At 67.8% G+C, this 25,128-nt stretch carries 27 protein-coding genes, 1 tRNA gene and 1 pseudogene; 10 read left to right on the top strand and 19 right to left on the bottom strand.

The window, feature by feature from the left end:
- Positions 1-10 precede the first annotated feature (10 nt).
- The 11 genes from ACNI3R_RS09550 to ACNI3R_RS09500 all read right to left on the bottom strand — a co-directional run bounded on the left by ACNI3R_RS09550 (position 11) and on the right by ACNI3R_RS09500 (position 8,356).
- Entirely contained in the window at positions 11-388 is a 378-nt protein-coding gene (locus ACNI3R_RS09550) for a histidine triad nucleotide-binding protein (protein ID WP_426182505.1), read from the bottom strand.
- A gap of 16 nt (positions 389-404) precedes the next feature.
- Positions 405-722 (bottom strand): phosphoribosyl-ATP diphosphatase, encoded by a 318-nt coding sequence (locus ACNI3R_RS09545; RefSeq protein ID WP_426182502.1) that lies wholly within the window; start codon positions 720-722, stop codon positions 405-407.
- Between the two features lie 206 nt (positions 723-928).
- Positions 929-1,123, bottom strand: coding sequence for a hypothetical protein (locus ACNI3R_RS09540; RefSeq protein ID WP_426182499.1), 195 nt, complete (start codon positions 1,121-1,123; stop codon positions 929-931).
- Between the two features lie 223 nt (positions 1,124-1,346).
- Entirely contained in the window at positions 1,347-3,179 is a 1,833-nt protein-coding gene (locus ACNI3R_RS09535; RefSeq protein WP_426182496.1) for a methyl-accepting chemotaxis protein, read from the bottom strand.
- A gap of 215 nt (positions 3,180-3,394) precedes the next feature.
- A complete protein-coding gene (rplA, locus tag ACNI3R_RS09530) occupies positions 3,395-4,093 on the bottom strand; it encodes a 50S ribosomal protein L1 (protein WP_426182493.1) in 699 nt (232 codons plus the stop codon).
- 4 nt (positions 4,094-4,097) lie between these two features.
- Positions 4,098-4,529 carry a 50S ribosomal protein L11 gene (gene rplK, locus ACNI3R_RS09525; RefSeq protein ID WP_165323192.1) on the bottom strand — a complete coding sequence of 144 codons (432 nt, stop codon included), beginning with the start codon at positions 4,527-4,529 and terminating at the stop codon, positions 4,098-4,100.
- Positions 4,530-4,722: 193 nt separating this feature from the next.
- Positions 4,723-5,262 carry a transcription termination/antitermination protein NusG gene (nusG, locus tag ACNI3R_RS09520; RefSeq protein ID WP_426182489.1) on the bottom strand — a complete coding sequence of 180 codons (540 nt, stop codon included), beginning with the start codon at positions 5,260-5,262 and terminating at the stop codon, positions 4,723-4,725.
- Positions 5,263-5,283: 21 nt separating this feature from the next.
- On the bottom strand, positions 5,284-5,481 hold the full coding sequence (secE, locus tag ACNI3R_RS09515; protein WP_426182486.1) for a preprotein translocase subunit SecE: 198 nt from the start codon (positions 5,479-5,481) through the stop codon (positions 5,284-5,286).
- A gap of 148 nt (positions 5,482-5,629) precedes the next feature.
- A tRNA-Trp gene (locus ACNI3R_RS09510) sits at positions 5,630-5,705 on the bottom strand.
- Between the two features lie 93 nt (positions 5,706-5,798).
- Positions 5,799-6,518 (bottom strand): hypothetical protein, encoded by a 720-nt coding sequence (locus ACNI3R_RS09505; RefSeq protein WP_426182484.1) that lies wholly within the window; start codon positions 6,516-6,518, stop codon positions 5,799-5,801.
- 113 nt (positions 6,519-6,631) lie between these two features.
- Positions 6,632-8,356, bottom strand: a complete 1,725-nt coding sequence (locus tag ACNI3R_RS09500) for a fatty acyl-AMP ligase (RefSeq protein ID WP_426182481.1) — start codon at positions 8,354-8,356, stop codon at positions 6,632-6,634.
- Between the two features lie 162 nt (positions 8,357-8,518).
- On the opposite strand from ACNI3R_RS09500, the gene ACNI3R_RS09495 reads away from it, so the two are divergent.
- From ACNI3R_RS09495 to ACNI3R_RS09470, 6 genes and pseudogenes are all read left to right on the top strand, one after another.
- Entirely contained in the window at positions 8,519-9,082 is a 564-nt protein-coding gene (locus ACNI3R_RS09495; protein WP_426182479.1) for a regulatory protein RecX, read from the top strand.
- A 133-nt stretch (positions 9,083-9,215) separates the two neighbouring features.
- Positions 9,216-9,740 carry a cold-shock protein gene (locus ACNI3R_RS09490; RefSeq protein WP_426182476.1) on the top strand — a complete coding sequence of 175 codons (525 nt, stop codon included), beginning with the start codon at positions 9,216-9,218 and terminating at the stop codon, positions 9,738-9,740.
- 2 nt (positions 9,741-9,742) lie between these two features.
- Positions 9,743-10,222 carry a DUF192 domain-containing protein gene (locus tag ACNI3R_RS09485; protein ID WP_426182474.1) on the top strand — a complete coding sequence of 160 codons (480 nt, stop codon included), beginning with the start codon at positions 9,743-9,745 and terminating at the stop codon, positions 10,220-10,222.
- A gap of 98 nt (positions 10,223-10,320) precedes the next feature.
- Positions 10,321-10,704, top strand: a complete 384-nt coding sequence (locus tag ACNI3R_RS09480) for an NADH:ubiquinone oxidoreductase subunit NDUFA12 (RefSeq protein ID WP_296618922.1) — start codon at positions 10,321-10,323, stop codon at positions 10,702-10,704.
- A gap of 3 nt (positions 10,705-10,707) precedes the next feature.
- Positions 10,708-11,202, top strand: a complete 495-nt coding sequence (gene mlaD, locus ACNI3R_RS09475; protein WP_426182471.1) for an outer membrane lipid asymmetry maintenance protein MlaD — start codon at positions 10,708-10,710, stop codon at positions 11,200-11,202.
- 245 nt (positions 11,203-11,447) lie between these two features.
- Positions 11,448-11,681: pseudogene (locus tag ACNI3R_RS09470) on the top strand (DUF2155 domain-containing protein); the annotation flags it as partial.
- A 35-nt stretch (positions 11,682-11,716) separates the two neighbouring features.
- On the opposite strand, the gene aat reads toward ACNI3R_RS09470, so the two are convergent.
- The 4 genes from aat to crtY form a co-directional block, all read right to left on the bottom strand.
- On the bottom strand, positions 11,717-12,466 hold the full coding sequence (gene aat / locus ACNI3R_RS09465) for a leucyl/phenylalanyl-tRNA--protein transferase (protein WP_426182469.1): 750 nt from the start codon (positions 12,464-12,466) through the stop codon (positions 11,717-11,719).
- Between the two features lie 94 nt (positions 12,467-12,560).
- Positions 12,561-12,974, bottom strand: coding sequence for a hypothetical protein (locus ACNI3R_RS09460; RefSeq protein WP_426182467.1), 414 nt, complete (start codon positions 12,972-12,974; stop codon positions 12,561-12,563).
- A gap of 53 nt (positions 12,975-13,027) precedes the next feature.
- Positions 13,028-13,615 carry an LOG family protein gene (locus tag ACNI3R_RS09455; protein WP_426182465.1) on the bottom strand — a complete coding sequence of 196 codons (588 nt, stop codon included), beginning with the start codon at positions 13,613-13,615 and terminating at the stop codon, positions 13,028-13,030.
- Between the two features lie 27 nt (positions 13,616-13,642).
- The gene (gene crtY, locus ACNI3R_RS09450; protein ID WP_426182462.1) at positions 13,643-14,785 is read right to left on the bottom strand and encodes a lycopene beta-cyclase CrtY; all 1,143 of its coding nucleotides are present in this window, start codon (positions 14,783-14,785) and stop codon (positions 13,643-13,645) included.
- 263 nt (positions 14,786-15,048) lie between these two features.
- Between crtY and thiC the strand changes: the two genes are divergently transcribed.
- From thiC to ACNI3R_RS09435, 3 genes are all read left to right on the top strand, one after another.
- Entirely contained in the window at positions 15,049-16,932 is a 1,884-nt protein-coding gene (gene thiC, locus ACNI3R_RS09445; protein WP_426182459.1) for a phosphomethylpyrimidine synthase ThiC, read from the top strand.
- Between the two features lie 117 nt (positions 16,933-17,049).
- Positions 17,050-17,676: a DUF2238 domain-containing protein gene (locus ACNI3R_RS09440; protein ID WP_426183134.1), complete on the top strand. Its 627-nt coding sequence runs from the start codon at positions 17,050-17,052 to the stop codon at positions 17,674-17,676.
- A 49-nt stretch (positions 17,677-17,725) separates the two neighbouring features.
- On the top strand, positions 17,726-17,980 hold the full coding sequence (locus ACNI3R_RS09435) for a hypothetical protein (protein ID WP_426182457.1): 255 nt from the start codon (positions 17,726-17,728) through the stop codon (positions 17,978-17,980).
- Positions 17,981-18,005: 25 nt separating this feature from the next.
- Here ACNI3R_RS09435 and ACNI3R_RS09430 read toward each other — a convergent pair whose 3' ends face one another.
- From ACNI3R_RS09430 to ACNI3R_RS09415, 4 genes are all read right to left on the bottom strand, one after another.
- A complete protein-coding gene (locus tag ACNI3R_RS09430) occupies positions 18,006-19,619 on the bottom strand; it encodes a sensor histidine kinase (RefSeq protein WP_426182454.1) in 1,614 nt (537 codons plus the stop codon).
- Positions 19,616-20,821, bottom strand: coding sequence for a DUF2336 domain-containing protein (locus tag ACNI3R_RS09425; RefSeq protein ID WP_426182452.1), 1,206 nt, complete (start codon positions 20,819-20,821; stop codon positions 19,616-19,618). Before ACNI3R_RS09425 ends, ACNI3R_RS09430 begins: the two co-directional genes overlap by 4 nt.
- A 42-nt stretch (positions 20,822-20,863) precedes the next feature.
- Positions 20,864-22,120, bottom strand: coding sequence for a hypothetical protein (locus tag ACNI3R_RS09420; RefSeq protein ID WP_426182450.1), 1,257 nt, complete (start codon positions 22,118-22,120; stop codon positions 20,864-20,866).
- A gap of 121 nt (positions 22,121-22,241) precedes the next feature.
- Positions 22,242-22,538, bottom strand: coding sequence for a hypothetical protein (locus tag ACNI3R_RS09415; protein WP_426182448.1), 297 nt, complete (start codon positions 22,536-22,538; stop codon positions 22,242-22,244).
- Positions 22,539-22,620: 82 nt separating this feature from the next.
- On the opposite strand from ACNI3R_RS09415, the gene ACNI3R_RS09410 reads away from it, so the two are divergent.
- Positions 22,621-25,074 (top strand): coiled-coil domain-containing protein, encoded by a 2,454-nt coding sequence (locus tag ACNI3R_RS09410; RefSeq protein ID WP_426182446.1) that lies wholly within the window; start codon positions 22,621-22,623, stop codon positions 25,072-25,074.
- Positions 25,075-25,128: the final 54 nt, after the last annotated feature.

Below are 25,128 nucleotides of genomic sequence, written 5' to 3'. Positions count from 1 at the left end.
CTCCGATCGTTCAGCGGGGCAGCATCGCGCCCATTTGACGGCCGCCAAAGATGTGGACGTGGAGGTGGGGAACCTCCTGATGCCCGTGCCCGCCGACATTGGCGAGGAGGCGATAGCCCGGCGCGGGCAGGCCGGCATCCCGCGCGACCTTGCCGACGGCCCGGATAAATCCGGCAATCTCCGCTTCGCTCGCGCGCTCGCTGAAATCGTCCCACGACACATAGCGTCCCTTGGGGATCACCAGGATGTGCAGGGGCGCCTGCGGGTTGATATCGTGAAAGGCGAGCGCCCACTCGTCCTCATAGACGGTCTTCGACGGCAGCTCGCCGCGCAGGATCCGGGCGAAGATGTTGCCGTCGTCATAGGGCTGGGTCGCATCGATGGGCATCGGTATCTCCGGTCATTCAGGCTGTGCGGGCGGCTTTTTCGGCCAGCCCGGACAGTCCCTCGCGCCGCTCGAGCTCGGCAAGGACATCCGACAGCGGCACCTTGGTCTCATTGAGCAGGACGAGCAGGTGGAACAGCAGGTCGGCAGCCTCTCCGATGACGGCCTTCGAGTCGCCCTGTAGCGCGGCGATCACGGTTTCGACCGCCTCCTCGCCCAGCTTCTGCGCGATCTTCGGCAGCCCCTTGCCGAACAGCGAGGCGACATAGGACGCAGACGGGTCGGCTCCGCGCCGGGCGGCGATGGTCGATTCGAGCGTGTGGAGTGTCGAGGTCATACCGCGCTTCAAAGCCCGGCAGGCGCGTCAGGTCAATGTCGAAGCGCGGGCGCCGAACACGGCACGGCCCCCGCCTGCCGTTCGCCGAGTATCTCGGGGAAGGGCGGACGGGGGCCGAACACGCCGCGCAACGCTACAGGGGAAAAAGCAAACTCGTACGCAAATCCACTCGACACTATACTGGTGAACACTACCGGGACTTCGCTTCAGGGGTCGCGCCGCCGGCGGCTTGCAATGCGCCCCACCAGCACGCCGGCGACCGCGACCAGAAGCAAAATCAACGCACTCGGCTGGGGTACATACTCCAGCCAATCCGAAACCGTCTCGGCTTGGGCCATGGCGGGGAAAGCGAGAGCGACCGCTGCGAGCACCGCAAAAACCCCCCGGACTGCGATACCCACGATCGGTTCTCCTTCCCCCGCACTGCCCTCGCGACGAGCCGAAACGGGTTCTTCAATCGTTAAGCCAGAAGCGTGCCAAATCCTGGAAAGCGCGTATTTCCGGGGGAAGTGCGGCAGCGGCTGGTTAATGCCCTGTCGTTCCTGTCAAGTATCCCGACACGGAAAAGGGCGGCCGGATCGCTCCGACCGCCCCCTCGGGACGACGCCGTCTGGCCAGAAGGCGTCAGAAGCCGGCCCAGTCCTGTTCATCGCGCAGGGCGAGATTGCCGCTCACCGCCGGACGGCTGGCGGCCCTTGCCGGTGCACGGGCGGCGACCGGAGCCATTGGCGTAACGATCCGGGCCTTCTTTTCGGCCTCACGCAGGCGGAAGCGGGTAACGAGCTCGGCCAGCGTATCGGCTTCGTCGGCCAGCTGGCGGACCGAGGCGGTGCTCTCCTCGACCATCGCCGCATTCTGCTGGGTGACGCCATCCATGCCGGCCATCACCTTGTTGCTGCTCGACAGCTTGGCGGCCTGATCGGCGGCACTCTCGCTGATCTCCGACACGATCGTCGTTATCTCGCGGATGCGCGATCCGATGCTGTCGAAGGCGGTACCGGCCTGGCGGACCATTTCGACGCCCGACGCCACCTGCGTCACGCTGGTGTCGATCAGCGCGCGGATGTCGGCTGCCGAGTCGGCCGAGCGCTGAGCGAGCGCGCGGACTTCGTTGGCGACGACTGCGAAGCCCTTGCCGGCTTCACCGGCACGTGCCGCCTCGACACCGGCGTTGAGTGCCAGCAGGTTTGTCTGGAAGGTGATCGCGTCGATCGCGGAGATGATCTGGCCGATCTCGGCGGTCGACTTTTCGATGTTTGCCATCGCGCTGACGGCGCGCTGCACCACTTCGGAGCCTGCATCGGCCTCGCGGACCGCCGAGCGGACGAAGTCGTCGGCCTGGGCGGTGCGGTTCGAGGTCGCGCCGACGGCGGCGGTCACGCCCGAGATGGTCTCCGCAGTCACGGCCAGTTCGGCGGCGTGCTGCTCGGAACGCTGCGCCAGATCGATCGTGGCGCGGCTGATTTCGGACGAACCGACATGGATAGACTCGGCCGAACGGGCGACTTCGGCCATGGCGTCGTGCAGCGCGGCGATGGTGCGATTGAAGTCGTCGCGCAGCGTCTCATAGCCCGAGCCGAGCGGCGGCAGGACGACGCGCAGGTCGCCATCGGCCAGCTGGCGCAGATTGCTGCCGACAATGTCGATCATGTTGCGCAGCGCCTGCTCGGCCTCATCGCGCTCGCGGCTGGCGTCGCGGAGGCGGACGGCAGCCCGCGACAGGTCGCCGATCTCGTCACCGCGCTCGCAATGGCGCACGGTCACGTCGTAACGGCCGTTGGTGATCTGGGTCATGACGCCGCTGACCTCGGCCAGCTCCTCGCCGACGCTGGTGCGGATCGAACGGGCGATCTTGTAAGCCAGCCAGCCGCCGCCGAGCGCGATCAGCGCGGTCAGCGCCATGGTGACGAAGGCCAGCGCCATCTGCTTGGCGGCAATCGCCTCGGCACGGGCGATGATCGGGTTGCGGATCGCCTCGATCGAGTCGTCCACCTTGTTGCCGGCGGCCATGATCGCGGCAAGCTCTGCGGGATTCGGTCCGCCATTTTCCATCGAGGTGGAAACCAGCGACGAATATTTGGTCTGCGCGGCGGTGATCGCGTCGATCAGCGGCAGGTCGGCCTCGTCCGAATCGGCGCGCACGGCTGCGATCGCCTTCGACATGTCGGACAGGTTGGTCACCACATCGCCGCGGCTTTCCTCGGAACGGACCAGCGCATTGCGGAACACGTCGCGCTCGAGCGACGCGAAATCCTTTTCGAGCAACGCTGAGGACAGCGCCTGATTCGATACATGACCATCCTCGCTGATCATCTGGAGGCTCAGCAGCGAACCGCCGATGATCGCCAGCATGATCAGCAGGCTGGAAATCAGCGTCGCCCGCGTCTGCAGCGACAGCCTCTCTCCCAGAGCCCGGCTGGTCACCCAGCTTTCGATTTTGCCCAAGTCCTGAGCCACGCACGTCTCCATCACGTAAATTGGGTGCCGCCGGGCACAGGGGAATGTCCGGGGGCTGGGACCGGAGTTGCATCGGGGGGCTTAAGGGGGCGCTAATTCCGCATCCTGTTTTGCAATCGAATCTTAGACGAAGGTCTAGGGTCTGTCGGCCGCGCAACGAAAAAGGGGCCGGGATTGCTCCCGACCCCTTCCGGTTCTCTGGACGTCGCTGGCGATCAGGCGCCCGCGACCTCCGCGACGTCGATCTTGACGCCCGGGCCCATCGTCGAGCTGACGGCGGCCTTGCGCAGATACTTGCCCTTGGCGCCCGACGGCTTCGCCTTGACGATGGCGTCGACAAAGGCGTCGAAGTTCGCGCGCAGGTCCTCGGCCGGGAAGCTCGCCTTGCCGATGCCCGAGTGGATGATGCCGGCCTTCTCGACGCGGAACTCCACCTGGCCGCCCTTGGCCGCCTTGACGGCTTCGGCGACGTTCATCGTGACGGTGCCCAGCTTCGGGTTCGGCATCAGGCCCTTCGGACCCAGGATCTTGCCGAGACGGCCGACCAGACCCATCATGTCCGGGGTCGCGATGCAGCGGTCGAAATCGACCGTGCCGCCCTGGATCTGCTCGAGCAGATCTTCGGCGCCGACGACTTCGGCACCGGCGGCCTTGGCTTCGTCGGCCTTGGCGCCACGGGCGAACACACCGACGCGGACGTCCTTGCCGGTGCCCTTCGGCAGTGTGACGACGCCGCGGACCATCTGGTCGGCGTGGCGCGGGTCGACGCCCAGGTTCAGCGCGACCTCGATGGTCTCGTCGAACTTGGAAGTCGCGTTCTGCTTGGCGAGGGTGATCGCCTCATCGATGCCATACAGCTTCTGGCTGTCGACCGACGCCTGCTGGTTCTTCTGCTTCTTGCTCAGCTTGGCCATGATCTCAGCCCTCCACCACTTCGAGGCCCATCGCGCGGGCCGAACCTTCGATGATGCGGGTCGCCGCGTCGATGTCGTTGGCGTTGAGGTCCTTCATCTTGATCTGGGCGATCTCGGACAGCTGCGAGCGCTTGATCTTGCCGGCGGTCGCCTTGCCCGGCTCCTTCGAGCCCGACTTCAGGCCGACAGCCTTCTTCAGCAGATAGCTGGCCGGCGGGGTCTTGGTGACGAAGCTGAACGAACGGTCCGCATAGACGGTGATGACGGTCGGCAGCGGGGTGCCGACTTCCTGGTCACCGGTCTGGGCGTTGAACGCCTTGCAGAAGTCCATGATGTTGACGCCACGCTGACCGAGCGCGGGGCCGATCGGCGGCGACGGATTCGCCTTTCCAGCGGGCACCTGGAGCTTGATGTAGCCCGTAATCTTCTTTGCCATGTCTCACTCACTCTGTGTTGGCCGGTGTGCGTGGTGGAAGGGTGCCAGCACCGATCCCGCAATCCGACCGTTCAAGTTTAGCGGTTCCTGCGAAGGCCGAAGCCCTCTCCCGCGACGTCGGGCGCCTCGAAGGCGCCCTCCCGGATCGCTCCGGAACAGGGTGGACGCACCGGCGCAAGCCGGCACTCCGAAATCATTTGGCGCGCTCGACCTGCTCGAATTCGAGCTCGACCGGGGTTGCGCGGCCGAAGATGGACACCGAAACCTTGACGCGGCTGCGGTCGAAGTCGAGTTCCTCGACGACGCCGTTGAAGCTCGCGAACGGACCGTCGAGCACCTTGACCTGATCGCCGATCTCATAGTCGACGCGCAATTTGGTCTTCGGTGCGGCGGCGGCGGCCTCTTCCTTGGTGTTCAGGATTCGGGCGGCCTCAGCCTCGCTGATCGGCTGCGGCTTGCCCGACGAACCGAGGAAGCCGGTCACCTTCGGGGTGTTCTTGACGAGGTGATAGACGTCGTCGTTCATGCTGAGCTTCGCCAGCACATAGCCGGGGAAGAACTTCCGGTCCGACGTGATCTTCTTGCCGCGGCGGACTTCGGTGACCTTCTCGGTCGGAACCTCGACGGCCTCGACGAGCTGTTCCAGGCCCAGGCGCGAGGCATCGGCCAGGATCGCTTCGCGGACCTTGTTCTCGAAGCCCGAATAGGCGTGAATGATGTACCAGCGCGCCATGAACGCCAACGTCTCCGTTTCTTAGCCCAGCAGGGACAGGAGGAACTTCACGATCGCCGAGAAGAACTGGTCGACCCCGAAGAAGAACAAGGCGAGGACCGTCGTCATGATGCCCACCATGATGGTGGTCGTCACGGTTTCCTTCCGGCTCGGCCAGACGACCTTGCGGGTCTCGGCCTTCACCTGATTGATGAACTCGACGGGAGAAGTCTTCGCCACGTTCCCAGCCTATCCTGCCCCGATTCGAAAATCCGGGAAAACATCAAAATAGCGACAAGAGGCCGCTGCCCGCTTTCTCGGCCTTAACGACCGGCGGACCCGACCTCTTTTCGCACCTCGTACCCTTCGGCCAACCGACCATTTCAAATGGCAGGAGTGGAGGGACTCGAACCCCCGGCCCTCGGTTTTGGAGACCGATGCTCTACCAACTGAGCTACACTCCTCCGGGTCCGAGAAGCGGGCACATAGCGGTGGGGTCATGGAAGCGCAAGGGGTTGCAGCCAATAGACGGTGACGCTGTCCGTCGATCGGCGGGATCAGCGCACGTACAGGACGCCGCCCCGGTCGAGATCCCAATAGGCGCCGCCATTGCCATTGGTGCGAAAGGCGATCGGGATCGACAGGCGATGGCCGCAGGGTTCGAAGGTCCAAAGCTCGCTCCACGAACCTTTGAGCCTTATGCCATATTGGTCGGGCCCCAGATCGGGGCTGGTTCCGGTGATCCGCACGCTGGTCGGCGTCAGGTCCTTCGGCACACAGGCGGGATCCTCGGCGGTCAGCCGCTGCGCCGCCATCGCCACTGTCGCGCGCAGCGCCTCGCGCGCCAATGTCGGCCAGGCGAGCGTGTCACCCTGACCGGCGAAGATGCCCTGCAGGGTCGTCCCGTCGGCGTCGCGCAAAAGCAGGATGCGAATCGGGTCGCCCGCTGGGCAGTCCTCCAGCACGACCGAGGTGATCCAGCCATTCTCAATCTTGCCGGCGACGATCAGTCCGGTGACCATGCCGTCGAGCGTGACGGGTGCAAGCGGGCCTATGCGCAGCTTCTTCGGCTGGCAGCGGCCGCGCATCCGTGCGTCGAACGCGACGGCTTCGCCCACTGCGCGCGCCAAGGCTTCGCCATCGGGCAGCGGCTTGCTGTTGATCGTCTCGATATCGCGACGGAACTGGCCGGGATCGCCCAGCGGATCGAGCGGCAGCGCCTGGGCGGCGGTGGCGGCGAGCGCCAGCAGCGACGAGATCAGCAATCGAAAGCGCATCGGGGATCGTCTCCGCAGCGTCGATCGGGGCAGGCCGAGCGCGCTGCTCCACCTTGCAGCGGTCGGCCGCCGGGGATCAAGCTCTCCGGTCGACGATGGCGGCCGACCGGGCCTCACGCCGCGATGTCGTAGCCCTGGATCTCGCCCGCCAGATAGAGATTGCGTGCCTTGGCCCGGCTCAGCTTGCCCGAGCTGGTCTTGGGCAGGGTCCGCGGTGGCACCAGCTCCACCACGCAATGCATGCCGGTGATCGAGCGGACCTTGTCGCGGATCTGGTCGCGCAGGCGGGTCCGCTCTGCGGGATCCGAGGTGCGGCACTGGACCAGCACCGCCGGCGCTTCCTCGCCGCCCGGCGTGGTGATCGAGAAAGCGGCGATGTCGCCCGCCTTGAAGCCCGGCAGCTGCTCCACGGCCCACTCGATATCCTGCGGCCAGTGGTTCTTGCCGTTGATGATGATCATGTCCTTGGCGCGGCCGACGATGTAGATATAGCCGTTCGACATATAGGCCATGTCGCCGGTATCGAGCCATCCGTCGACCATGCAGGCGTCGGTCGCATCCGGGTCGCGGAAATAGCCGGTCATGATCGACGGGCCCTTGGCCCACAGCTTCCCGATCATCTTCTCGGGGAGCGGGGAGCCATCCTCGTCGCGAATCTCGACGGCCATGTCGCGGACCGGCTTGCCGCAATTGACCACGGCGCGGAAGCGGCGCGGGCGATCCTGACTATGGGCGCCGCCCGACAGCTGGGTTTCCTCGACCAGCTCGACGACGATGCCTTCGCCGGGAGGCATGATCGATACCGCCAGCGTCGCTTCGGCGAGACCGTAACTCGGCAGAAAGGCGCTCGCCTTGAAGCCTGCCTCGGCAAAGGCATCGACGAAGGACTGCATCACGTCGGGACGGATCATGTCGGCGCCATTGCCCGCCAGCCGCCAGCGCGACAGGTCGAACCTGTCCGACGCCTTGGTCTGGCTCGACATGCGCCGCGCGCAGATGTCGTATCCGAAAGTCGGCGAATAGCTGATCGTCGTTCCTTCGTTGCGGCTGATCAGGTCGAGCCACGCCAGCGGACGGCGGGCGAAATCCTCGGTCTTGAGATAGTCGGCCGACACCTGGTTGGCGATCGGCGAGAGCAGGCAGCCGACCAGCCCCATGTCGTGATACCAGGGCAGCCAACTGATGCAGCGATCGAGTGGCTCGACCAGCATGCCGTGCGAATGGGCGGCGAGATTGTTGAGCAGCGCGCGATGCGTCACCGCGACGCCGTGCGGGAACCGGGTCGAGCCGCTCGAATATTGCAGATAGGCGATCTCGTCCGGGGCCGACTGCGGCAGCGGAGCCTCTGGCGCGTCGCGGGTCTCGAAGCCCTCATAGGTCAGTCCTTCGACGCCGCGCTGCGCAGCGGCGGCCGACGCCATTTCGGACAGCTCCTCAGGATAGAAGAGCATCCGGGGATCGGAGCTCGACAGCTGGACGACCAGCTGGTCGATATAGCTGTCCTTGCCGCCGAAGGAGGTTGGCAGCGGCAACGGAACCGGCCAGGCGCCGGCATAGACCGCGCCGAAGAACAGCGCTGCGAAATGGGGGCCGGTTTCGGCGACGAGCGCGATGCGGTCGCCGGGGGCGATGCCGGCCGCTATCAGGCGCCGTGCATTGGCGAGCGCGTCGATGCGCAGCTGCGCGAAGGGATAAGGCGTCGTCAGCGTTCCGCGGGCGTCATGGAAGTTCAGCCCGCGAACGCCGCTCGCGGCATAGTCGAGCGCTTCACCGAGCGTCTCGAAATCGGCGAAGCGGCGCGGCAGCGCATCGACTGTCGGCGTCGGCACCAATGCCATTCTCGTCTTGATCCCTTGTCTTTCCGAAGTGATTTCGGCCCCTTCCAGCATCGACGCACCTCCATGGCGGCGGCCCGATCGCCGGACAGGCCTGTACAAGCTGGCTGCATTCACCCAGCCACGCGTTCAAAATCCGGCCCGACTGTGGCACAAAGATGGCGTATGCCCCGATCCGCTCCCCGCGAAGCCCGTCCTTATGACGCCGAAACGCTGTCCCGCGCCGCGCTCGATTATGCCGCGCGCTACGCGACGACGCGGGCGAAGCTGACCGCTTATCTGCGCCGCAAGCTCAGGGAACGCGGATGGGCGGGGGAGGGGGCGCCGCCGGTCGAGGCGATGGTCGCGCGCTTTGCCGAGCGCGGCTATGTCAACGACGGGGCCTTCGCCGATGCGCGCGCGCAGTCGCTGCTCCGGCGCGGCTATGGTGCCAGGCGGATCGTGGCGTCATTGCGGGCGTCGGGGATCGATGCCGAGACGACCGATATGGTGCGCGAGGATATCGACTCCGGAGCCGAGGACGCCGCGCTGTGCTTCGCGCGGCGCCGCCGGATCGGCCCCTATGCCGATCATGTGCCGGATCGGGACGAGCACCGCCGCTGGGTCGCCGCCATGGCACGGGCCGGGCATCCGATGGACATCGTTGCGCGCGTGCTGGCGATGGACGCGGCCGAACTGGATATTGAAGTCGACGGCGTAACGAGCGATGGAAGGCGCCCTGGCACGTAAGAGCTTCGTTTCAGCGGGGCGCTGTGATAAACTGCCACGTCAAGCAGCGGGTATCTCGACAATGAATGATAAGTCAGTTGCGTCTGTGACGTTGCGCGATGTCAGCTTGGACAGCGACCAAGAACGTCTATCGATGTCAGCAGGCGAGCCCGCCGAGACCGTTGTGGGGGCGGTCAAATGGTTCGACGCCACCCGCGGCTTCGGCTTCATCGCCACCGACGGCGACAAGGGCGACGTGCTGGTCCATTTCTCTGTGCTGCGCGACCATGGCCGCCGCACCCTGCCCGAAGGCGCGCGCGTGGCCTGCGAGGTCGTCGCCCGCGACCGCGGCCTGCAGGCGCGCCGCATTCTCGCGATCGATCTGTCGACCGCCACCGGTCCTGATCCCGATCTCGTCGCCAAGCGCAATGCCGACCGCGTCGATCCCACCGCCTTGATCGATACTGCCGGCGAGCCCGAGCCCGTCGTGGTCAAATGGTTCAATCGACTCAAGGGCTATGGCTTCGTCGTCCGCGAGGGCGACGTGCAGGATATCTTCGTGCACATGGAGACGGTCCGCCGTGCGGGCCTCGCCGATCTGCTGCCTGAGACTCGGATGCGCGCGCGCATCGCCGAGGGCCGCAAGGGGCCGCTCGCGGTCGAATTGATCGCGGACTGATCATGCGCGCCCTGCGTCTGCCCGGCGCTGTTGCCGCCGCCATGCTGCTCGCCGCCTGTGCGCCCGGGCCAGCTGGCGCGCGCGATGCTGCCGCCGGTGAAGCGGCTGCTGCGACCGTGCCGCTCAGCATCGCGACCAAGGCCGGCAAGGTCGCGTTCCGCGTCGAGGTCGCCCGTACCCCCGAAGAGCAGGCCCGGGGCCTGATGTACCGCACCAGCCTCGCCGAGGATCGCGGGATGATCTTCCCGATGACCCCGCCGCGCTTCGCCAGCTTCTGGATGAAGAACACCTATATTCCGCTCGACCTGATCTTCATCCGTGCGGATGGCAGCATTGCCCGGATCGCCGCCAATGCCGTGCCCGAGGATCTGAGCCCGATTCCGTCGGGCGAGCCCGTCGCGGCCGTGCTGGAGATCGCCGGGGGCGGCGCGGCGCGCCATGGCATCGTCGAGGGTGATCGCGTTGCCTGGGCCGGCAAATGATCTCGAAATCCGGCAGCGATGTTCAGCCCTGCGCAAGCTGCCGGGGTCCAGCGTCTAAACGGTTGCACGGCATGGGCGGCAGAGGCTAAGCGAACTTCATGCTCAAGAAGATTTTCACCTGGTGGGACGGCGCCACGATCGGCACGCTCCGCTTTACCAAGAAGAATGGCACCCGCATCGGCGAAGACTCGCTGGGCAATGTCTATTATGAGGGTGGCAAGGCGACCGACGGTCGCCCCCGCCGCTGGGTGATCTATTCCGGTGCCAATGACGCAAGCCGGGTGCCGGCCGAATGGCATGGCTGGCTGCACTACAGCACCGACTTCACCCCCGACCAGTTGCCCGCGCCCCGCGCCTGGCAGCAGCCGGCGGTGCCGAACCTGACGGGAACCGAAGCGGCCTATCGTCCGTCTGGTGCCCTGGAGCGGGGCGGCGTCCGAGCGGCGGCGACCGGCGATTATGAGGCATGGAGCCCGAACTGAGTCATGAAATCGCTGTTGCGTGAAAATATCGGCGAAGCGCTGGTCGGCCTGTTCGTCATTCTGTTCGCCGTCTGGTTTGTCTGGTTCGCTTATGGCGCGACCGGCGGCGGCGCCAAGGCAGGGGCGATCCACGTCACCGCCTTCTTCCCCAACAGCACCGGCATCAACGTCGGCAGCGACGTGCGCGTGGCCGGCATGAAAGTCGGCACCGTTGCCGAGCAAGCGCTCGACCCGCAAAGCTATCAGGTCAAGGTCAAGCTCGCGCTCGATCCGGCGGTCAAGCTGCCCGCCGACAGCAGCGCGGCGATCACCTCGGAAGGCTTTCTGGGTGCGACCTTCATCTCGCTGATCCCCGGCGGTGACACCGTATCGCTGAAGGAAGGCGACACCATCGCCGACACGCAGGGTGCGATGGACCTGATGGGCATGGTCGGCCAGTTCATCAACAAGTCCGGTGGCTCGTCGGGCGGCGGCAGCGACGAAGCGGCCAAGCCGTGAAGCCGGTCCTGCTGGGCGCGGTCGCGCTCGGCGGCCTGGTCGCCTTTGGCGCCTGGCAGGCGATCGGGCAGCAGCAGGCTCCGGTCGAAGCCGTCCAGTCCGAAGAACAGGCGGGCGCCGTGCCGCTCGATCCCGCAGGCGAAGAGAGCGAAAGCGCGGCCGCCGAACCCGCCAATGCGGCTCAGGCGGCGGTTCCCGTCGCCGACCCCATTCCCGACAAGCCGCTCGTCACCGAAGGTACGCCGATGGGCGACCGTGTGGCGGTGCTCGGCCTGCTCAACAAGCGCAATGGCGAGTCGCGCGATCTGAAGATGCGGCCCGGTCAGGCGATCCGTGTCGGCGACGTGATCGTTCGCCTGCGCGCCTGCGAGACGACCGCACCCTGGGAGGATCAGAAGCTCACTGGCGCCTTCGTCCAGACCGACGTGCGCGGACGCGACGGGGCGTGGCGGCGGATCTTTTCGGGCTGGCTGTTCAAGGAATCCCCGTCGCTCAACGCGGTCGAGGACGCGGTCTACGACGTCTGGCCCAAGAGCTGCACGATGGTGCACCCCGATATCGGCCCGGACACGGTGCGCCTGTCGGGCCGCGTCGCGACACCATCGAGCGCGAAGAAGTCGGGCGGCGACCAGCCCGCGCCGCCGTCGACCGGAGTTCCGGCTGCCGCCCCGCCTGCGCCGAGGCCGGCGACGCCCAGTGCCCCGTCCAGCAATGCCACATAGTCGTCGCGGCTCACCTCGATCGCGCCGAGCGAGCGGAGGTGGTCGGTGATGAACTGGCAGTCGAGCAGGCGGAAACCGCCGACCTGGAGGCGCGCGATCAGCCAGGCGAGCGCGACCTTCGACGCGTTGCTTTCGCGGCTGAACATGCTTTCCCCGAAGAAGGCGCCGCCCAGTCGCACGCCGTAGAGCCCGCCGACCAGATGGCCGTCGCGCCAGCATTCGACCGAATGCGCATGGCCGCGCCGGTGGAGATCGGCATAGGCCGATTCGATCGCGGGGTTTATCCAGGTGTCGGGCCGGTCATCGGTCGATTCCGCGCACTGCGCCACGACCTCGGCAAAGGCGGTGTCGCAGGTGACCGTGAAGCGATCCGAACGGATCACCTTGGCCAGCGAGCGCGACAGGCGGAACTGGTCGATCGGCAAAATGCCGCGCTTCTTGGGCTCGACCCAATAGACATCGTCGGCACCACGGCTGTCCGCCATCGGGAACACGCCGATCGCATAGGCTCTGAGGAGCAGGTCGGGGTCGATTGTCTTCATGTGCGGATCCGCCCCCGACTATAGCGCCGCCCGGCCGATATCCCAAGCCGCCCCGCGCACCATCCCGCTTGACGTAGCGGAAGCTGGCGCGGGTCTATTGCTCCGCTTCGGCCTTGGCGGCCTCGCGCTCGGCGCGGGCCGCTTCCAGGAACTGGCGCATGCAGCCGGTCTGGCCGCCGGTGCCCTCGGGCGAGCAGCTGTTGGGCAGACCGCGCTTGCTGACCATGTCGAGCGTGCGGACGCGCGAGGCCCAGCTCTGCGAGGGGATGTCGGTCTTGCGCTTGTTGCGCAGCTCCTTGGGGATGCGATAGCGCTCGCTCTCCGGTTGGCGGGCGCAGACGACGATCTCTTCGTCGGAGCTGCGCGGGCAGGGATCGTCGCCATAGACGACCAGCGTGGCGACGCGGGGCGGCGGGCTCGCGTCGATCGGCTTGCGATCGGCGGCGGCGGCCGGCGCGGCGCCCAGGACGGGCGTCAGCAGCAGCGCGAGGGGGAGCAGGGCTTTCATGGCGTCACGATGGGCCGCGCGGGCTTTCGCCGGGCTGAATGGAGCGGACGCGCTCACCTCTGCTCGCGCCCGATCCATTTCTCGATGACCGGCGGTACATAGGCCTGCATCCGTGCGACAAGCGCGGCGGGATCATCGTCGACCATCAGCATCGAGCGGTGCGCGGCACGCAGGAAGCCGGCCTCGACGACATCGTCGATGAAGCCCACCAGCCGGTCGTAGAAGCCGCCGACATTGAGCAGCCCCACCGGCTTGCGGTGATAGCCGAGCTGCCCCCAGGTCCACATTTCGAACAGTTCCTCGAAAGTCCCGATGCCGCCCGGCATGGCGATGAAGCCGTCGGACAGGTCCGCCATCATCGCCTTGCGCTCGTGCATCGACCCGACGACGTGCAGCGTGGTGAGCCCGTGATGCGCGACCTCCAGATCGTGCAGCGCCTGCGGGATCACCCCGGTTACGCGCCCGCCGCCGGCCAGCACCGCGTCGGCGACCATGCCCATCAGGCCGACATGGCCACCACCATAGACCAGGTCGATCCCCGCAGCGGTCAGTGCTCCGCCCAGCGTGCGCGCGGCCTCGCCATGCACCGGATCATGGCCGGGGCTGGAGCCGCAGAAGACGCAGAGGGTGGAAATCGCCATGGCTGCAGGGTCCGTCATTGGTGGATATCATCGCTTGAGGAAGGCGGTGACCGGCATCGGCCCTTCGCCCAGGCTGAGCGCCATCCGGTCGGTGAAGCCCAGCTTCATCGCGTGGAAGCGCGCGATCAGGTCGGCGTCCATCGCGTAGAGCGCCTCGAGCATCTTGTAGCTCTCCGTCACCGGCGTCTCGCGCAGCATCTGTCGTGCGAAGCGGCGATAATAGTCGCGCCGTGCCCAGCTCTTCGTCGCATGGGCGTGAAGCAGCCCATGAAGTGCGGGACCGGACCAGTCGTCGGCCGCCGCCACCAGCTGTGCCGTTCGCGCCGCGTCGCCCAGCGAATTGCCCAGGATCGGGTGAAACAGCCCCGATCGCAGGCCGACCTTTGCCACGCCCTCGCCGCTCGACCGCCAATAGCTTTCGAAATCGCCGCCGAGCACGATCGGCAAAATCCCCGCCTGGCCGCGTGCCGAACTGCGGATCCGCCAGCCGAAGCGTGCGGCATGGTTCACGATGCGCGCGCCATGGTCGTTCATGTCGAGGTCGGGCCAGGCTTCGTAGCGTATGTCCTCGATGAACAGCCGGTCGGTCTCGATCGGCAGCATCGTCATGAACTGGAAGCCCTCGGCCGGATCGGCGGCGGCGTCGATGATCGTCGCGCGGCGCACGCTGTGCGGCCCGTCGAGAGTCAGCTCATAACCGACGAATTTGCGCCAGTGCAGATCGAGCAGCGACAGATCCCCCGGCCCGCGCGCGTCGACTACGCCCTGGGCGCGGATCATCGTCCCGTCCTCCAGCCGCACCTCGGTGGGGCTCACCGCCACCGCGCGCCGTCCGGTCAAAATGCTTTCGGCCGGCATCGCCTCGCGCAGCGCCGCGTCGAACCGGTCGGACCTTATGCTGTAGAAGGGGAAGGGCAGAGCGCGCTTGTAGAGCGGGAAGACGACCGAGAATTCGCGCCAGCCATAGTTGATCAGCGGTTCGAGCAGCGCCTTGTCCTCGGGCTCGACATCGCTGTCGACGAAGGACCAAAGATGCGCGCCACCCAGCGCCGGGGCCGCCTCGATCAGGATCACGCGCCGATCGGGCCGTGCCCGCCGCGCGGCGAGCGCAAGCAGGCCGCCCGACAGGCCGCCGCCGATGATCGCAAGGTCGCAATTGGGGCCGCTCATCCTGCCCAGCATATAGACGGCGCTGTCTCTTTAGCCAGCCTTGCAGTCCGCTCTTTCGCCGGGGCGAGACATTGGTTACCATTGGCCATCCCCGGGGAGCCCCCGCCGGCCGGTTCGCGGCCGATGGACACAAGGGCTGAGAGGTGGCGCTGCAACGCCCACGACCCGCTGAACCTGATCCGGCTCGTACCGGCGTAGGGAGGGAAAGCCGCACGCGGTCTCCCCTTTTCCTGCCGGACGCGCATTTGGAGGAGAGAGACGAAATGGCCGACGCAGATCCGACGAACCTGTCAGCCGGCGGCGCGCGCCCGGCGATGGCGGTCACCACCGGCCCGATCCGCGGGTCGCGCAAGATCCATGTCGAGGGGCCGCAGGGCGTGCGCGTGGCGATGCGCGAGATCGCGCTGGAGCCGTCGGCCAACGAGCCGCCGGTGCGCGTCTATGACTGTTCGGGCCCCTATACCAATTCCAATGCCGACATCGACATCATGGCCGGCCTGCCCGCGCTGCGCCGCGACTGGATCCTCGGCCGCGGCGACGTGGAGGAGTATCAGGGCCGTGCGGTGAAGCCCGAGGACAATGGTCTCAAGGGTCCGGACCGCGCAGGCGGCGTCGCCCCCTTCCCGAACGTCGTCGAGCGTCCGCTGCGCGCCAAGGCGGGGATGAACGTCACCCAGATGCACTATGCCCGGCGCGGCATCATCACCCCCGAAATGGAATATGTCGCGATCCGCGAGAATGTCGGCCGCGCCGCGCTCAAGGAAAAGCTGCTGCGCGACGGCGAGGATTTCGGCGCGTCGATCCCCGATTTCGTCACCCCCGAATTCGTCCGGGACGAAGTGGCGCGCGGCCGCGCGATCATCCCGTCGAACATCAACCATCCCGAATCCGAGCCGATGGCGATCGGCCGCAACTTCCTGGTGAAGATCAACGCCAATATCGGCAATTCGGCGGTCGCCTCCGACGTCGCCTCCGAAGTCGACAAGATGGTCTGGTCGATCCGCTGGGGCGCCGACACGGTGATGGACCTGTCGACCGGCCGCAACATCCACGACACCCGCGAATGGATATTGCGCAACTCGCCCGTGCCGATCGGCACCGTGCCGATCTATCAGGCGCTGGAGAAGGTGGGCGGCATCGCCGAGGACCTGACCTGGGAAATCTTCCGCGACACTCTGATCGAACAGGCCGAACAGGGCGTCGATTATTTCACCATCCACGCCGGCGTCCGCCTGCCCTTCATCCCGATGACCGCCAAGCGCGTGACCGGCATCGTCAGCCGCGGCGGATCGATCATGGCGAAATGGTGCCTGGCGCACCACCGCGAGAGCTTCCTCTACGAGCGTTTCGAGGAAATCTGCGAGATCATGAAGGCCTATGATGTGGCCTTCTCGCTGGGCGACGGCCTGCGCCCCGGCTCGATCGCCGACGCCAATGACGAAGCCCAGTTCAGCGAGCTCAAGACGCTGGGCGAACTGACCCAGATAGCCTGGAAGCATGATTGTCAGGTGATGATCGAAGGCCCCGGCCATGTGCCGATGCACAAGATCAAGGCCAATATGGACAAGCAACTCGAGGCGTGCGGCGAGGCGCCCTTCTACACGCTCGGGCCGCTGACCACCGACATCGCGCCGGGCTACGACCACATCACATCCGCCATCGGCGCGGCGATGATCGGCTGGTTCGGCACGGCGATGCTCTGCTACGTTACCCCGAAGGAGCATCTGGGTCTGCCCGACCGCGACGACGTGAAGGTCGGCGTGGTCACCTACAAGCTGGCCGCCCACGCCGCCGACCTGGCCAAGGGGCATCCCGCCGCCAAGCTGCGCGACGACGCGCTCAGCCGCGCCCGCTTCGAGTTCCGCTGGCGCGACCAGTTCAACCTGTCGCTCGATCCCGACACGGCCGAGCAATATCATGACCAGACGCTGCCGGCCGAAGGCGCCAAGACCGCGCATTTCTGCTCGATGTGCGGGCCGAAATTCTGCTCGATGAAGATCACGCAGGAAGTGCGCGACTTCGCCGCGACGAAGAACGCCCCCGCCGACCAGTTCATCGCGGCGGGCGACGCCGAAGCCGGCATGCGCGCGATGAGCGACGTGTTCCGCGAGAAAGGCGGCGAGATCTACCTTCCCGCGGCGGAGTGAGGGTGGCGGACCGCGTCCGATAAGGAAAGAGGCTCGGCACCGCCGGGCCTCTTTTCATTTGTGGTGCTCACCTGCGCGCGGCCATGGCCTTGGTGACGACGCCGGGAGAGGGGAGTGATGCATCTGATCGATCAGCGAAAGCCGCTTCTGGCGGTGACGATAGTCTGGCTGGTGGCGTTCGCCTGGTCGGGCCGGCATCCTTTCGACCGCGCGACCTGGTGGATGGAGGTCGCGCCGGTGATGATCGCGCTCCCGGTCCTCTGGCTGTCCGCCGCGCGCTTCCCGCTGACCGGCCTCGCCCTCGGGCTGATTGCGGTTCACGGCCTCGTCCTGATCGTCGGCGGCGCCTATAGCTATGCGCGCGTGCCGGTCGGCTTCGTGGTGCAGGACTGGCTCGATCTGGCGCGCAATCCTTACGATCGCCTCGGCCATTTCATGCAGGGCTTCGTCCCGGCGATCGTGCTGCGCGAACTGCTGATCCGGCTGGGCCGGATTGCGTCCGGCAAGCTCCTGACCGCGCTCGTCCTGGCCTGCTGTCTCGCGGTCAGCGCCACCTACGAACTGATCGAGTTCGCCGCCGCGATGCTCCTCGGCCAGGGCGCCGACGAATTTCTCGGCACGCAGGGGGATGTCTGGGATACGCAGTGGGACATGCTGATGTGCCTGATCGGCGCGGCAGCGGCGCTGGCGGGGTTGAGCGCGGCGCATGATCGGCAGATCGGGAGGCTGGAGGCTGCGGGATGAGACGATGAGATGCCGTGACGGGTGAGCGATCGGCCATTAACAACCTCCCATGGCGAAAAAGAAGCGCACCCTGACCGCGACCATGGCCGACGGCTATGTGAAGACGATCGGCCCGACCGCGGCACCTTTCACCCATTTCTGGCGCATCGTCGCTCTTCTCGAAAACGGAAAGACCGAGGTCTTCTGGGGCCATAGCAAATCGGCCAAGGATGCGGCTGGCAAGAAGGTAGCGGCAGCGGAAGCCGCGAGGGCCAGAGGCTGGCAGTCCTTTCAGTTCGAGATCGTGGAACTCAGCGAGAGCTGACCGGGCGGCAGGCGCCGCGCGTCCTTCATTCGGCCACCGGCAGCGTCAGCACGAACCTCGCCCCTGCGCCGGGGGCGCTGTCGACGCCGAGTTCGCCGCCCATCGCGCGGGCGAGGCGGCGGGAGATGTAGAGGCCGAGGCCGCTGCCGGTGCCGTCGTGCAGGCCCAGCCGCTCGAACCGTTCGAAGATCCGCTCCTGGTCCTCGGGGGCGATGCCCTCGCCCTCGTCGGCGACGATCACGGCGGCGATGTCGCCTTCGCGGGCGCAGTCGATGCGCACCGTACCTCCGGGCGTCGTGTGGCGGATCGCGTTGCTCAGCAGGTTGATCAGGATCTGAAGAATCCGGCGGAAATCGCCGTGCGCGACGCTGGGCGAGACGGTCGGCGATGCGGACGGGTCGGGAATCGGCCGCCACTGTGCCGCCATCGGCCCGGACACGCCTCGGTGCGGGGCGGGGCGCGGAGTGCCGTCGTTCTGGGCTGCAGGATCGCCTGCCATGGCCGCCGGTGCCGCTGTCTGGTCGGGAGACGGGCAGGCGATCGGCGCTGCCGCAGGGGGCTGCGCCGCACCCGCCGACAGGGTTGCCGCGACGAGCGCCGGGGCCAGCGCAGGCCCACGCTGCCAGGCGGGGCCGATCACGCGCACCTGCGCCAGGTCGGCGCGCACAGCGAGCAGGCCGGCGGCGCGGGCGGCGGCGTCGATCAGGTCGACCGCCTCGGTTTCCGGTCGGAAATCGGGGCGCTCGATCGTCTGCAAATCGACCAGATCCTCGACCAGCGCGAGCAGGTGGCGGCCGGCCCCCGCGATATCCTCGGCATAGCTTGCATAATCGCGCCGGACGGGACCATCGCCGCGATCGGAGATGCTGTCGGCATGGGCGATGATCCGGTCGAGCGGGTCGCGCATCGCCCGGCCTAAAGCCGTGCCGAAGGCCGCGTCGAGCGGCGGCGGATCGGTGCGGCCACCGGCGCCGATGGCGTTAAGCGGGCGCGGGGCGTCGCGGCGGCTGATCAGCAGCTGATAGCCGGCAAAGCCCCCGTTCGTGCCGAAGCTGGGGACGCCCGCGACGCGCACCGCCACGCCGGGGCCGAGCAGGAAATGGGCCTCGCCATCCTCGAACCGGTCGGCGCGCATTGCCGCCGCCACGATCGAGGACAGCCCCTCGGCATCGCGGCCGAAGGACAGGAGCGTTTCCACCGGTGCGCCGATCGTCGCGGGCAGGTTGGGCGGGCTCTGCGCGATGTGCAGCGTGGCGTCGGTCTCGACGATCCAGTCGGCGGCAGCGCGGCCGAAATCGCGCCAGCGCATCGCTTCGATCGCGGGGGCGGGCTGCGATGCGACATTCTCCTGCCAGCCGGTGATGGCAAGGATGACGCCGTCGCTATCCTCTGCGGGGCGCACCGACACCCACAAAGCGACATCCTGCTCGCCGCTCGCGGCGATAACCTGCCGCGCGATCGGAATGCCCAGCCGACGCGACAGCCGCGCAATCTGTCCCAGCTGGGGCACGGCGATCGTCCCGCCGGCGACGCCGCCCGCCTGCTGGTGCAGCCGCAGCAGCGGAGGATCGGCTTCCACCAGGCGCCCCTGCGCGTCGACCTTGCCGAACACGGGCCGTACGCCCTGCGGAGCGTTCATCTGCGGCGGCCGCCTTCGCCGATCTCGATAACCGCGCGGCGATAATTGGGGTCGAGCCGCCAGATCAGCACGGCTTCGGCTGCCTGACGCTGGCTCATCCGGTCGAACGCCTCGGCGCGGGCGACGATCTCGTCCTCGGCCACGCCCTCGGCCGATCCGAGGCGGTAAAGCATCGTCACAGCGGCCGCCCGGTCGCAGTCGATCGCGCGCAGGATCGTGCCCAGCATCAGCCCGTGCGGATCGGTCACCATCGACCAGACGCCGGTCGAATCCATCCCTGCGCGCTGGGCGATCGCAGCGGTGAACAGCGTCAGCCATCCCTCCTCCAGCGCGTCGACCAGCAGCCGGTCGTCGATCATGTCGCGGTCGTACAGCAGTTTCGCCAGAATGTCGGCGCGCGCCTCCAGCGTGTCGGCATCGTCATGTTCGGCGAGCAGCCCGCGCACCGCGCCCGCCATCAGAAGGTCGGCGCGGGGTTCGGCCATGCCCTGCCGGTCGACCAGATAATGGCGCAGCGCCGCCGCCACGGCCCAGAGCAGCTTGCGATGCGGGCCGGGCTGCAGATCGGTGCGGGCGAGCGCCGGATCGCCGAAGGCGTCATAGCGGCGGCTCTCTGCCACCAGCAGCGCCATCGTCGCCTCCGCCAGCACGGCGTCGCCCTTGTCGAGCAGCCGCTGGGCGAGGTCCGCGACATGATAGGGCGAATCGCGCCCCAGCATCAGCGCCAGGCGATGTTCGTCGACCCGACGGAGCATCGCGGCGACCAGGTCGGGCTCGCGCAGCAGCGGGGTTGGTTCGAGAAGCGGCAGGGCGATCGGGGTGGTGGCGGAGCCGAGCTGCGCGATCAGCACGGCGTCGGGCGTGGCCTGTGGCGGGGCGCGGCGCGCGTCGTGCGGCCCGCGTGCCGCGGCCCCATCCGATCCAGATGAAAATCCAGTATTATTAGGGAGATAACCGCTCTCTAGCGCACCGATCAGGCGGACGCGCAGCTCGTCCTCGATCGCGCCGATCAGCGCGCGGATCAGTTGCGCGATCTGCGCGCGATGCTGGTCGGACAGAGTTATGGCGCTGTCGTGGAACAGGTCGCTGGCGGCGCGGCCGACGCGGCTTTCGACGCTGTCGAGCGCGCGCGCAGCGTCATGCAGCCACCGCGTTGCCGCGGGCTGCCCCTCCGGCCGCCACTCGTCGTCCAACCCCATCATGCGTCGTTCGTATCGAAATGTCGTTAAATCGAAGCTAAACGATCAATCCTCGCAAGCACTTGCGCTCTTCCACACCGCCCGGAAGCGTTCGAGGAAGGATGCCATGGCATAGGCCGCAAGCGCCGCGATCGCCCAGCGCCACCCGCCCAGCACAGCCAGGGCAGGCGCAAGCCACAGTAGCGCATCCCCGCTGGCGGTCCAGAGCGGCGTCGGCGAAGCGCCAAGCGCGCGGACCACGGGGCGGAGCGCCGTCATGCCGCCCAGTGCGGCGGGCACCAGCAGCGCGATCGTCCACCAGCCCCAGCCCCCCGTCGCTGCCTCCTGCCGGGCGACGAGGCCAAGCACCGTGGCACCCGCCAGCATCCGCGCCAGGCCGGGCAGGAACTCGGCCGGTGCCTCGCTCCACACCAGCCCCATGCGCCGCGCGAGCGCCCCCCCGGCGGCCGCGATCGGCAGCAGCAGCACTGCCCCCCAGAAATAGCCGAATCCCGCCAGCAGCACCGCGAGCGAGGCGACCGCCACCGATCCCCAGGCGACCTGCCGCTCGTCGATGCGCCGGACCATCGCTTGCGGCAGCAGCGGCGCGGCGATCAGTCGGTGGAGGTGACGCTCGGCCCAGTTGCCGTCGACCCGCTCCGCCCGCCTGAACAGCATATGCTCGATTGCCGCCGTACCAGACAGGCCGGTCGCGATCACCGGGGGCGGGAGCGGCGCGCCTCCTTCGGCCGGGGGGCCGTCGGGGGCCAGCGCGGGAATGCGCTGCGCGTCGCCCTGCACCATTCGCCGCAGCAGGGTAGAGCCGAAATCCCAGTCGCCCAGCATGTTGGCGGTGGCGACCAGCATCGCCTTGTCGGTCACGGCATAGCCGGCCCAGCGGTCCTCGGCGTCGATCCGCTCGAACGCCGCATGTTCGGGCATGTCCGGAAGCGCGAGGAGCGCGGGGCCGGATGTTTCGACCAGCGCGTCGACCGCCGCCTGCGCCGCGACCACGCCATCGGCGACCAGAAGTACGCGTTCGTCGGGATGAAAGCGGTCGACAGCGTCGCCCACGCTGCGGGCGATCTCGATGCGCAGGCCGTCGCGCCGCAGCCGGTCGATCGCCTGCGCCAGCGCGGCAGGCACGCGTTCGACGAGCACCACGACATGCGCGGCGCCGGCCCGGCGCGCGAGCCCGGCCTGATGTTCGATCAGCGTGCGACCGGCCAGCGGCAGGACCGCGCGCAGCCCGTCACCCCTGTCGACCTGATCCTGCGCGGCAATCAGCGCGGCGAGCGGCAATGGACTCGTCCCCCTCGGCAAGCCGGTCGCCATAGGGGGAAAAGGAGGATTCTGCAAAGCCGATCATGGCTCGTCCCGTCCCCTTTCGGGCCGGGTCGAGACGGCAAGGCGGCGGCCGGTTGGGAGACTGGTGAGCGGTGCCTCAGCGGCGGCAGTCGGCCAGGCTGCAGGCGAGCCGGTCGAGCAGCTCCGCATCGGGAGCGGACGCCGCAGCCTGGGCGGCCTGCTCCGCCAGTTCGACCAGACCGAAGCTTGCGGCAAGCCCCTGCAGGCGCAGTGCCTCGTCGCGCCAGGCGGCGGGGGAGGGTGGCTGCGACATGGCGGCGAGATGCTGGGTGGCCGAGGCGAGGAACAGCGCCCGCAGATCGGCCGCAACCGTGCTGTCGGGGCCGACGGCGTCGGCGAGAAGGCGGTCGAGCGTTCCTGGGTCGATGGTCATGACGCCATCAACGCCCGCAGGCGTAAAGATTTCGTTACTGCGGGCTATGCCGCGACTCGCGATTCCTGTAGGGGATAGGCCCATGGGGAAGGCACCGCATCCGCTGGATCGCTGGCGCGCCGCCAACGCGGCCGAGGCCGATGCCGTTCGTTCCGCTGCGACGCTGCCCAATGGAGAGGAGGCGGCCGCCGCCGCAACTTCCGAAATCCCGGCCGACAGCGGCGAACTGATCCTGGGCGAAGGCGCGCGCGAGGATGCTCCGGCGCATCTCGATCCGGTTTCGTACATGCCGCGCCGTCGCGGTGCCGACATCGCCATCGGCGTGCTGTTCGGTGCGCTCGCGACCGGCTGGGTCGCGCTGTGGGTCGGCGGCGCCGCGCCCACGTCGGTCGACCTTGCTGCAATCGCCAATGGCGTGGCCCTGCTCAGCGGGCCGCTCGCCTTGCTCGGCATCCTCTACATCCTGCTTCAGCGCGGCTCGCTCCGCGAGGCGAAGCGCTTCGGCGACACCGCCCTGTCGCTGCGGGTCGAGGCCCGCCGGCTGGAAGAGGCGGTGGGCCGGATCACCGCCGTGCTCGACAACCGCCGCACCGATCTCGCCGGCCATACCAGCGCGCTGCTCGACGAAGGCAACCGCGCGGCCGAAAAGCTCCAGCAGATCAGCATGGACATGCGCGACGAGACCGATCTGCTCGCGCGCCAGACCGAATTGTTGCAGAATGCCGCCGGCGGCGCCCGCTCGGACATGAGCGGGCTGATGCTCGATCTGCCGCGTTCGCTCGACATGGTGAAGGAAGTGGCCGAACTGATCGGGTCGATCGGCGGCACCGCCAAGGATCATGCCGACGGGCTGTCGGAGGCGCTGTCGGCGATCGTCGCGCGCAGCCATGAGGCTGACGAGATGATCGGTACCGCTTCGGGCCGCCTCGCGACCCAGATCGGCCGGATCGAGACTCGCGCCGAACGCACCACCCGCACGATCGAGGAAGCGGCCGCCTCGCTCGGCCAGACGATCGACGGCACGCTCGACAAGGCGATTTCCGCGATCGACCAGGTCGGATCGGGCATCGATGCCCAGCGTGAGGCGATGGCGGCGATGATCGACCATGGCCGCGCCGCGCTGGACGAGGCCGGTACGGCCGCCGCCGCCTCGATCGCGCAGCGCCTGACCGAAATGGGCGCGATGGCGAGCGACCTGTCGCGCCAGCTGACCCGCCAGGACGAGGATGCCCGCCGGCTGGTCGCCAATCTCGAACATGCGCTGTCGGCGATCGAAAGCCGGTTCGAGGCGCTGGGCGCCACCGGCACCGAACAGACCGCCGACCTCGCCGAACTGGTCGTCACCCTCAGCGACCATGTCGACAATCTGGGCCAGGCGGTGACCAACAGCATGGCCGGCGCCCGCACCCTCACCGATCGCGCCAATGCACTGCGCATCGCGTTCGATTCGATCATCGCCAATGTCGAGCGCGACCTGCCGCAGGTGATGCACCGGGTCGAAGCGGAGGCCGCGCGCGGAGACGGCGTCATGCGCGCGATCACCGCGCAGGCCGAACAGCTGACCCAGACGGTCGAGCGTGCGACCGACCGGCTCGGCTCGGCCGACCTGCTGATCGACCGCCAGCGTGAGGCGATTGCGGGGCTGGGCGATCTTGCTGCCCGCCGTATGGCCGGCATCGCCGCCGATGGCGACGCTCTGCTCGAGCGGCAGCGTGAACTCTCCGACGCCTTCGCCGAAGAGGCCAATGCCCGGCTCGAGGCGCTGCGCGACCATTCGAACGAACTCGCCCGCCTGATCGCGGAGAGCGAGGGCAATATGCGCGCTCTGTCCGAATTGTCGGGCAGCAAGCTGGTCGACGCGATCCTCAAGGTCCGCGAAACCGCGAGCGAGGCGGCGCGTGGCGCGCGCGAGGCACTCGAATCGATCATCCCCGACGCCAGCGAGACGCTGGCGCGCAGCGGCGCCGAGGCGATCGAGCGCACCTTCGGCGACCAGATCACCCAGCGCATCCACCTGATCTCCGACACCGCCGAGGCGGCGGTCGCTGCCGCCAATCAGGCGAGCGAACGGCTGATGCAGCAGATGCTGTCGATCACCGAGGCTGCCGCGACGATGGAAAAGCGCGTCGCCGAGGCGGGCGCGACCCAGGAAAAGACCGACCAGGAAGCGATCAGCCGCGAGGTCGCCGTCCTCGTCGAGCATCTCAATTCGGCGGCGATCGACGTCACCAAGCTATTGTCGCACGACGTGCCCGACGGCGCGTGGAAAGCCTATCTTCACGGTGACCACGGCGCCTTCACCCGCGCCGCCGTCCGCCTGCTGCGGACCGAGGAGGCGCGGCGGATCGCGGCGCTTTATGACGCCGACGTCGATTTCCGTGGCCATGTGAACCGCTATATCCACGATTTTGAGGCGCTGCTGCGCCGCGTCCTCGCCAGCCGCGACGGCGGGGCGCTGGCGGTGACGATGCTGTCGTCCGACATGGGCAAGCTCTATGTCGCGCTGGCCCAGGCGATCGAACGCCTGCTGGTCTGATCCCGCCCGCGCGGCCCGGCCGCGCGTCGCGCTGCCCGCCGCTCTTGTTCCTCC

This window comes from Rhizorhabdus antheiae (assembly GCF_049889055.1).
In the GTDB taxonomy this organism is placed as follows: domain Bacteria; phylum Pseudomonadota; class Alphaproteobacteria; order Sphingomonadales; family Sphingomonadaceae; genus Rhizorhabdus.
This window is presented reverse-complemented; position numbering and strand designations above follow the sequence as displayed.